We start from the raw sequence: 9,399 nt of genomic DNA on the forward strand, positions 1-9,399 counted from the left end.
ACCTTCATTTTTCATAAATAGCCTAGTGATAGATCCTTATCAAAAAGCATAATTTATAACCTTAAAACTGTTAGTGTAATGAAAAATAATATCCCACATCCTCCCAGGAAACCGATCATAGGTAATCTTCATCAGATATTAGGAAAAGAACCTATTAAAAGACTCAGCAAATTTAGTGAACAATACGGTCCTATTTTTGAAATGAAAGTATTAAAGAATCATTTACTGTTTACTGGTGACCCTTCAATTATAAATGAGTTATCTGATGATAAATTATTTTACAAAAAAATTGTAGGAGGTACAGAAACATTAAGAAAACTTGCGGGAGATGGATTATTTACAGCATATGATCAAGAGCCAAATTGGGAAAAAGCTCACAATATATTATTACCTGGTTTTGGGTCATCTGCTATGAAATCGTATTTTCCGGCAATGCTCGAAATTACCAACCAATTAATCAAAAAATGGGAACAAACTGCAAAAAATGAATCGCCTTTATGTGTACCAGAGGATATGACTCGATTGACCTTGGATGTTATTGGGTTATGTGGTTTTGATTATAGATTCAATTCTTTCAAAAGAGAAAACCCCCATCCATTTATCAATCACATGAATGTTTGTCTTGAAGAAATTTCTGCAAGCATATATCGATTACCAATTATAAATAAGCTAAATTTTTCAGCAAAAAAAAGACTGCGCGGGAGTATAATAGCATTAAACAAAATTGTTGATAACGTAATAACCAAAAGGAAATCGAATCGAGATAAAGAACAGAAAAGTGATTTTTTGAGTTTAATGCTGAAAGGTAAGGATAAATTGACAGGTGAAAAACTAAGTGATGAGAATATTCGATATCAAATAATCACGCTTTTAATCGCAGGGCATGAGACAACAGGAGGATTATTATCGTTTGCGTTATATTACATTTTAAAGAATCCAGAAGTTTTACGAAAAGCTGTAAAGGAAGTGAATAGTGTCTTAGGCACAGATCCATCGATCAATCCTAAATATGAAGATATCATCAAGCTAAAGTATCTCAATCAAATATTAAAAGAAACATTACGTCTTCAACCTACAGTACCTAGTTATAGAGTTGCTCCATATAAAGATGTGGTCTTAGGAGGAAAGTTTAAAGTCAAAAAAGATCAATCAATCTTAGTGCTAAATACTAGTTTACATAGACACCCTGAAGTTTGGGGAGATAATGCTGGTTTATTTGACCCTGAAAATTTTTCAGAGGAAAATGAAAGAAAACGAAGCAGTAATTGTTATAAACCTTTTGGCAGTGGAATGAGAGCCTGTCTTGGCAGTCAATTTGCTAGTATTGAAGCGCAATTAGTTCTAGCGATGATAATACGTAGGTTTAAACTTATTAACTATAAAAACTATAATCTCAAAGTAAAAGCCGGACTCACACTTAGACCAGAAGATTTTTTCATAAAACTAAAACTTAAAGAAAATAAAGAACCCATAAAACAAGAGACTCAGAAAAATTCTAATGTGCCAATCCCAAAAATAATAATAAAAAACAAGCAAGAGTATCACGGTACTCCGCTAAGAATCTTGTTCGGATCAGAAATGGGATTGTCAGAGAATTTAGCTACTAGGTTATTAGATGATGCTTTACAAAAAGGTTTTGATGCACAAGCTACCTATTTAGATAACTGGAAAGAAAAAATACCCAAAAAAGGAATTGTTGTAATAATATGTTCAACCTATAATGGAAACCCTCCCAACAATGCGTCTATTTTTTTTGAATCAATAACCTCTAAAAAGCATGATTTTGGCGGAGTTTCTTATGCAGTGTTTGGATGCGGCAACAAGGATTGGAACACGTTTCAGAAAGTGCCTAGAACAATACATCAAAAGTTTCTAGAATTCGGAGCAAATAAAATACTCGATCTCGAGGAATGCGATGTAAGTTCTGGGTATGAATCACAATACAAAAATTGGTCAGAAAAATTTTGGTTAGCTATATATCAAAAAAAATCATCAATTGATATTGAAGAAAAAGAAGTTGAAAAAAAAATAAAAATAACAACCATAAATAAAAATTCTACAGCTAATTACAGCATGACTCATAAACATTCAAAAACAATAGCATTATCTGTAAAAGCAGTAGAAGAGCTACAAAAAATTGAACTATCAAAAAGATCTACCAAGCATATAGAATTTTTATTACCTGAAAATGCAAGTTATCAAATAGGAGATTATCTAGCTATTTACCCAAAGAATTCGGATAGATTAGTTAATAAAGTTTTAGATCATTTTCATTTGGATGGTAACAAAATAATAAAGCTTGAAAAACTATCACCTTTTACTACCACGTTGCCTATTGATAGTCCAATAAAAATATCAGATTTGTTAATGAATTATATTGAATTAGAAGATGTTGCTACATCTAAACAAATTAATTTATTAGAAAAACATACCAAATGTCCTCCAGAAAAAGAACGTCTTAAAGAATTGTTATTAAATGAATCGGAGAAATTCGAAGATTACATTGTAAAAGGGAAAAGAAGTTTTTTAGATCTATTAGAAGAATTTCCTGCTAGTGAAATTAGTTTTGAGCAATTTATATTACTTATGCCCTCTATACGACCACGATATTATTCAATTTCTTCTGCACCTTCTATAAAAAAAAATTCGTTATCGATTACAGCATCCTTAAATAATAAATTTACAGAAAATGAAAAATCAGAACTAAAAGGAACTTGTTCTAACTATTTAAGTCAACTAAAGAAGAATCATCAAGTAAAAGCGTTTATTGAAAAAAATAATATTTTTCAATCCCCCATTAATTTTCAATCCCCGATAATTATGATTGCTAATGGTACAGGTTTGGCACCTTTTAGAGGGGTTATACAAAATCGTATGTACTTAAAAAATATGGGGAAAAAATTAGGAAAAGCATATTTGTTTTTTGGAATCAAAAACACTGATTATGATTTTCTTTATAAAGAAGAACTCAGAAAATACGAAGAAATAGGTATCGTAAAAATTATTCCCGCATTTTCAATGCCTAATCAGGGGGAAAAAGAATATATACAGAATAAAATTAAAGAATATGCTAATGAAATAATAGAGGTAATACAAATGAAGGGAAAGATTTATGTATGTGGGGATGGAAAAAGAATGGAACCTAATGTTAGAAGTACTATTAATGAAATAATAAAGTTTTCAAAATTACGTGATTCTTTTAGTCCTGAGTATATAAATAAGTTAATAGCCAATAAACAATACTTATTGGATGTTTGGACGTAATCTAATTATGAGATACATACTATTTATTGGATCTAAAATCAGAAAAGCTCCGCTTTGATAATCACAAAAAGAATCACTTCGCAAGTTTCAAAAAAAGAAGCGAGCTTCATTTCTGAAACTCGCTTTGTAATTCACCTTTTTTGTGATTCATTCGTGACCTCGGCGGGAAAAAGTTCAAACTTTTTAGTACAAGATTTAAAAGAGATAAACACTTTTATAAACAAATATGCAGTATAGTATAACAAATAGAATTTTGAAGGATACGATTCTATTTTGTCCACCATTAAAAGAGCAAACCCAAATAGCAAATTATCTAGACCACAAAACTAACTTCGTTGAAAACATCATTGCCCAAAAAGAACAATTAATAATAAAACTTAAAGAGCAACGACAAGCCATTATTAAAGAATTGGTAACGAAAGGTTTAAATCCTAATGTTCTTGTTAAAGACTCTGTCATTGATTGGGTTGATAAAATACCAAAAAAGTGGAACGAAATAAAAATGAGGTATGTCTTTGAAATCATAAAGAATATATCAGGAGAACTTGGTTATGATGTTCTTTCAGTAACCCAGAGAGGTCTTAAGGTAAAAGATATAACCAATTATAAGGGTCAGTTTTCAATGGATTATTCAAAATATCAAATAGTAGAAAAAGGTGATTTTGTTATGAATCATATGGATTTATTGACAGGATATGTTGATATATCTAAACAAATTGGTGTTACAAGTCCCGATTATAGAGTATTCCGCCAATTAAAAGACGATGTGGATCCAGAGTATTTTCTTTACTTATTTCAGATGGCGTATAAGCAAAGAATTTTTTATTCATACGGACAAGGTGTGTCTCAGTTAGGACGATGGAGATTACTATATGGCTATAGATGCGAGACTGTATATGTAGTTATACCAAGATCTTGTGAAAAGAAAAACGATTTGATAAAGAGGGGTGGGGTGTCACTTTTAGAATGTTCCTATAAGATTTTGACTTTTTGTTATGAGATCGATAGAGATATTTGAAGCGTTAACTAATTCAAATTGTCACCCATTTTGTCACCTAAAAATTAAAAGCCTTGTATAATAATAGATACAAGGCTTTTTTGTGGAGTCGGAGGGTCTAACTGAAAAAATTTAAACTACTGTAAATCAATGTATTGTTTTGGTGTTTTGAAAGTTACTCACCGAATTACGCACCGATTATGTAATTTTAACTTTTACTTGGTTTTACAACAGTAAATATCATCATTTAAAGGCGAAATTTATTTACGCATCTGCTTTTTTTTTAAAGATTCAATTCACAAATAAAATGTGATCATCCCCTAATCATTGGTATAGCTATTTTTATTATTAAATGTTTAATAAGAATCTTATATAATCCTATTTTTTTATCCTCCAATTCAGGACTACTTCATTATAATGGAGAGCAATGGACTTTAAACAAGTTACCTAATGAAAAGATCATACGTTCCGTGGCAGTTGTGGATGATAAAATTTATACATGCTTTTATGAAGAATTTGAATTCTGGAAGAAAAATGACATAAACTTACTTGAATATTTTTCACTTACACATCTGATTAAAGATTACCTATTCACTAGCGAAGAATTCTGGCAGATCGTTCCTTATGAAAGCACAATAATTTTCCGATCGTTTTTCGGAATCTATTTGTATCAAAATGATAAAATTGATGTGCTGGATTCAGATATTATTGTCACCTTTTATTATTTTAATTAACACTACATGATTATTTCCAATTTTATATAATAACACAAAAAGTGCGTTATGACGCACTTTTTGTGTTATTTAATTATTGTGGCAATTATAATCAGTTGAATAGTGCTTTAAAAAGCACTTATTGTGTTTTTTTTAGATAAAATTGCGTATATTTACATTAAAAGAGCCATATAATGCACTCGCAACAATTAATAGAAACTATAAAAACGCGTAGGGATATGTTAAACGTGACACAAGATATGCTTGCAGATCTTTCTGGTGTAGGTTTACGCACACTTAAGCAGTTTGAAAGTGGTAAAGGAAATCCAACTTTAGAAACCCTAAATAAGCTTGGTAATGCATTGGGTATGGAATTGACATTTACAATAAAAGATATGACAGCTAAATAATGAGACAAGCAGAAGTGTTATATAAAAAAGAAACAGCTGGATTGATAACGCAATTAGACGATGGTAGTTTTGTATTTCGTTATCATGACCATTGGTTTAATGAAACTGATAAGCCAGCGATTAGTTTAACCTTACCTAAAGCACAGCAAGAATATCAGTCTAAATTCCTATTTTCTTTTTTTTATAATATGTTACCCGAAGGTTCCAATAAGCAAACCGTTTGCTTTGAAAATCGTATTGACACCAAAGATCATTTCGGATTATTAATGACTACTGCAAAATATGATACTATTGGTGCTGTTCAAATTATAAAAATGGATGTGTAATGGAAAACCTAAAACTAATTAATTGCCCAGGTACGCTTGCAGCAGGTTATAGCACATATAGCAATACCGCATTAAGACGTGTCTTTAAAGGGAAAAAGGTAAGTCCAATTTTACCCTATGATTCACCTGCAACGAATGAGATTACGGATGCCTTGTTTACGGAAAACCGAAAACGCATGTCAATTTCTGGTGTGCAAGAAAAATTTTCGGTTTTATTAGAAAATAATAAGTTAGGCTTAATACAAGAGGGAGAGCAAGGACAGTACATTTTAAAACCAATACCTAATGTAGGTAAAAATACTGATCAAATGCCAGCCAATGAGCATGTAACTATGCAAATAGCACGTCAGGTATTTAATATTGAAACCGCAGAGAATGCTTTAATTTTTTTTAAAAATGGTTCACCTGCTTACATTACCAAACGTTTTGATGTTAAAGCGGATGGGAGTAAATGGGCTCAAGAGGATTTTGCCTCTTTAGGTGGCAGGACACCGCAAACCTATGGTGAAGATTTTAAATATATTGGTAATTATTTAGAGCTTTTTAAATTACTTGAGCGCTATACACCAGCTTATAAGGTAGAGTCTATTAAGTTATTTAAGCTCATACTTTTTAATTATTTATTTTCTAATGGAGATGCCCACTACAAAAACTTTTCTTTAATAGAAACCCCTTTGGCAGATTATAGATTAAGTCCTGCTTACGATCTTCTAAATAGTAGATTACATATTGATGATAATGATTTTGCTCTAGAAGATGGCCTGCTACCAAGATCATTGGCACAAGGAAAAATCAGCAAGCAATTTTATATTTTAGGTGAACAGGCAGATATTTCCAAAAAACAAATAGAAAAAGTGTACAGTGATTTAACGTCAAATTCAGATGACATATTAACACTAATTAAAGCTTCCTATCTCAATGAAAAATCAAAAAGAAATTATATACAAGCTTACCAGACGCGTTTGAAAAAATTATTAAGCAAATAAAGTCCCTAAGTAACGTGGCTACTAAAATTGAGATAACGTTACAGTAAATGTATCGTCTATTCTGAATTACTGGACTTGCAACAAAAAACTAGACTATTATTTAAGAGTGGGTCTGTAAAGATTTAAAAATTTAAAAAACCTTGGTTTAATGATTAATGATGAGCAAATACGGCTTTGATCGGTGCGTAAATTATCTTTTAAAAATACGCACCGAATCACTCACCATTTTCATCAGATTCTAACTCTTTATTTGATATCAGATGATATTAAATAAAATTAAAAAAGCCCATAAACATTTAATTTACGGGCAAATGATATCATTTGATATCAAATTTCAGTGGAGTCGGAGGGTCTAATCAATAATTTTTAGTACACTGATAACCAGTATATTGATTACTTGTTTTGAAATATAAGCACCGAATTACGCACCGATTAGGTAATTTTAACCTTTACTTGGTTTTATAAGGATATATATCATCAATTTAAGCCAAGATTTATTTAGACATATAATTCCTAAAACAAAAAAAGTGATCTTATTTTTCAAAAGCTTTAAGCTAAGTTCTAATTTAAATATGTATTATCTTTGTTTTAAACGTAAAGAGATATGATACCAGAAGATTTTAAGGATTTTTTCGTGAATTCAGATGTTTCCACACAGCAGGAAATAGTTTCTAGTTTACTAGCTATGTCTACTGAGTCCTCATCTTTAATTGAACCTAGAGAAGATAAAGTTGTTACTTGCCCTCATTGTCAAGATGTTCGTATTCGTGCCAATGGTAAACTCAAAGGAGTGCAACGCTATCTATGTAATGGCTGCGGAAAGAATTTTAGTGAGACTACTGGTAAATTCTGGTATAATATCAAAAAGAAAGACAAGATAACCCGCTATTTGTTTTGCCTATTATCAGGGTACAGCATTCGTAAAAGCGCAAAAGAGACGGGTATTTCCATTCAAACATCTTTTGACTGGCGGCATAAATTATTGACTTCCTTTGACAGTGTATCTGTAGAAGAGTTTCAGGGCATTGTAGAGAGTGATGATCTTTTCTTCGCCTATTCTGAGAAAGGGAATCGAAATTTAGATCGTCCTGCCAAAAAACGAGGAGAAAAAGCTGGTAAGCGAGGTATTAGTAATGAGAAAGTTGCAGTTGTTGCTACTTGTGACAGATCGGGAAACAAAGATTTTAAGGTCGCCACCAAAGGACGTATTAGTAAAAAGGACTTGGATAAGGTCTTAAAAGGAAAACTAGATAAGGTAGAAGTGCTCTGTAGTGATAGCCACAGAAGTTACAATGCATTTGCAAAGAGTTTGGATATTAATCATAAAAAATTTAATGCTTCTAAAGGACAACGGGCAGTAGAAAAAATCTATCACGTGCAAAATGTCAATAATATGGATATGAGATTAAGAAAATTCTTAGCCTCTTTTAACGGAGTAGCTACTAAATACTTGCAGAACTATCTGAATTGGTTCTTAGTACTTGAAAAAATTAAAAACTCAACTACTAGAATTACAACAGTAGCTGCAATAGCTTTTGCATCAAATACTGCATGGATGGAATTTAAAAATATAGCTGTAAACCATATCCTTTTCAGAACTTAGCTAAGCTTTATAGTTTACTCCTTCAACACCTTATGATACATATCTGCTAAACGTACTTCAATAAAATTGACGGTTTTATCTTCAGGTCGTTTTTCAACATACATATTGTAGATTTTGTTTTCATATTTATCCTTAAGTTGTTTAAGTGTCCCTTCAGGATTTTGAATATCTTCCATTGTTAAATTCTGTTTTTTCATAGAAGCTAACATATCAGAATGAGCAATAAATTTCTTTTCTACAATTTTTAACGCCTTAACATCTTCTGGATTCCTATTGGTATTAACTTTTGCTTTTAACAGAATATACTCATAACTTAATGCTGAATTGACTTCCTGCCCCTTCTGAATCAATTTTTGAGATGCAGCATAAATCCATTAATTATATTGTTTTTTAAAGTTCCCATAATCATAAAGGGATTTTAAATAGTCAAATGCAGCATCCTTATAAGTCTTAGTATGTTTAAACTTCAGATTTTTTTAAAACCACTTGTAATAATTCCAGTTCTTCTCTTTTTCTTGAGATCATTTGATTTTTACCTAGCTCTTTTGCAACTGCTTCTAACTGAACAGTAATTTCAGGAGGAGTTCCCTCATAAGTACGTTTTTTATAGGAAAAACTTATGAATGGTAAAATCAATAAAAGTGAAATTGAGATAATATTTTTCATAAAGATAATTTGATTAATAATTCCCCAAAAATAACAATTATATTGAATGTGTTATTGTAAAAAAAGTATATCAATATAACTACATGGATGAAAGGTTAAAAGTAATAAATAAAAATGCTGAAAATGCTAAAAGAAATTTGGGATAATCCTATGTCAAAGTTTGCAAAAAGATTAATCAATATAATGTTCTTCTTATTTTGATTAGGTTTTAAAGTTTATATACAAAAAAATGATGAAATTTCCCCTTAATATAAAATGATTTAGTAACTTGATTTTTATAATAGATATATAGTTACTATGGTAACTATATATTATTGTTGAACTAAACCTTCGGTAACTTTTTTCTGCTGGATTTCGTAATTTAATAGAAATAATTAAAATCTATAACTTATGTATCAAAAAAAAGAGTTGAGTCTTGCTGTGAAAAAGCAAAA

General features: G+C 30.6%; 8 protein-coding genes. 6 read left to right on the forward strand and 2 right to left on the reverse strand.

Annotated features, from left to right (window positions below; all coding sequences use genetic code 11):
- The first annotated feature begins 78 nt into the window (after nucleotides 1–78).
- From F0000_RS23250 to F0000_RS23275, 6 genes are all read left to right on the forward strand, one after another.
- A complete protein-coding gene (locus F0000_RS23250; protein WP_149627121.1) occupies nucleotides 79–3,264 on the forward strand; it encodes a bifunctional cytochrome P450/NADPH--P450 reductase in 3,186 nt (1,061 codons plus the stop codon).
- 226 nt (nucleotides 3,265–3,490) lie between these two features.
- Nucleotides 3,491–4,282: a restriction endonuclease subunit S gene (locus tag F0000_RS23255; protein WP_149627122.1), complete on the forward strand. Its 792-nt coding sequence runs from the start codon at nucleotides 3,491–3,493 to the stop codon at nucleotides 4,280–4,282.
- Nucleotides 4,283–5,168: 886 nt separating this feature from the next.
- Nucleotides 5,169–5,384, forward strand: coding sequence for a helix-turn-helix domain-containing protein (locus F0000_RS23260; RefSeq protein WP_149627123.1), 216 nt, complete (start codon nucleotides 5,169–5,171; stop codon nucleotides 5,382–5,384).
- Nucleotides 5,384–5,710 (forward strand): HipA N-terminal domain-containing protein, encoded by a 327-nt coding sequence (locus F0000_RS23265; protein WP_149627124.1) that lies wholly within the window; start codon nucleotides 5,384–5,386, stop codon nucleotides 5,708–5,710. The genes F0000_RS23260 and F0000_RS23265 overlap by 1 nt, the downstream gene beginning before the upstream one ends.
- Complete coding sequence (locus F0000_RS23270; protein ID WP_149627125.1) at nucleotides 5,710–6,696, forward strand: type II toxin-antitoxin system HipA family toxin; 987 nt, start codon at nucleotides 5,710–5,712, stop codon at nucleotides 6,694–6,696. Before F0000_RS23265 ends, F0000_RS23270 begins: the two co-directional genes overlap by 1 nt.
- 604 nt (nucleotides 6,697–7,300) lie before the next feature.
- Nucleotides 7,301–8,299, forward strand: a complete 999-nt coding sequence (locus tag F0000_RS23275; RefSeq protein ID WP_149627126.1) for an IS1595 family transposase — start codon at nucleotides 7,301–7,303, stop codon at nucleotides 8,297–8,299.
- Between the two features lie 14 nt (nucleotides 8,300–8,313).
- Here the strand turns inward: F0000_RS23275 and F0000_RS23280 are convergent, their stop codons facing one another.
- A complete protein-coding gene (locus tag F0000_RS23280; protein WP_149627127.1) occupies nucleotides 8,314–8,649 on the reverse strand; it encodes a hypothetical protein in 336 nt (111 codons plus the stop codon).
- Nucleotides 8,650–8,758: 109 nt separating this feature from the next.
- Nucleotides 8,759–8,965, reverse strand: coding sequence for a hypothetical protein (locus F0000_RS23285; protein ID WP_149627128.1), 207 nt, complete (start codon nucleotides 8,963–8,965; stop codon nucleotides 8,759–8,761).
- Between the last annotated feature and the right edge of the window lie 434 nt (nucleotides 8,966–9,399).

Origin of the sequence: Aquimarina sp. RZ0, assembly GCF_008370685.1 — a bacterium.
Classification (GTDB): Bacteria; Bacteroidota; Bacteroidia; order Flavobacteriales; family Flavobacteriaceae; genus Aquimarina.

Excerpts from the sequence above, each read along its gene's own strand:
- F0000_RS23260 (WP_149627123.1), top strand. The coding sequence starts at position 5,169 with ATGCACTCGCAACAATTAATAGAAACTATAAAAACGCGTAGGGATATG.
- F0000_RS23255 (WP_149627122.1), top strand. The coding sequence starts at position 3,491 with ATGCAGTATAGTATAACAAATAGAATTTTGAAGGATACGATTCTATTT.
- F0000_RS23275 (WP_149627126.1), top strand. The coding sequence starts at position 7,301 with ATGATACCAGAAGATTTTAAGGATTTTTTCGTGAATTCAGATGTTTCC.
- F0000_RS23285 (WP_149627128.1), bottom strand. The coding sequence starts at position 8,965 with ATGAAAAATATTATCTCAATTTCACTTTTATTGATTTTACCATTCATA.
- F0000_RS23265 (WP_149627124.1), top strand. The coding sequence starts at position 5,384 with ATGAGACAAGCAGAAGTGTTATATAAAAAAGAAACAGCTGGATTGATA.
- F0000_RS23250 (WP_149627121.1), top strand. The coding sequence starts at position 79 with ATGAAAAATAATATCCCACATCCTCCCAGGAAACCGATCATAGGTAAT.
- F0000_RS23270 (WP_149627125.1), top strand. The coding sequence starts at position 5,710 with ATGGAAAACCTAAAACTAATTAATTGCCCAGGTACGCTTGCAGCAGGT.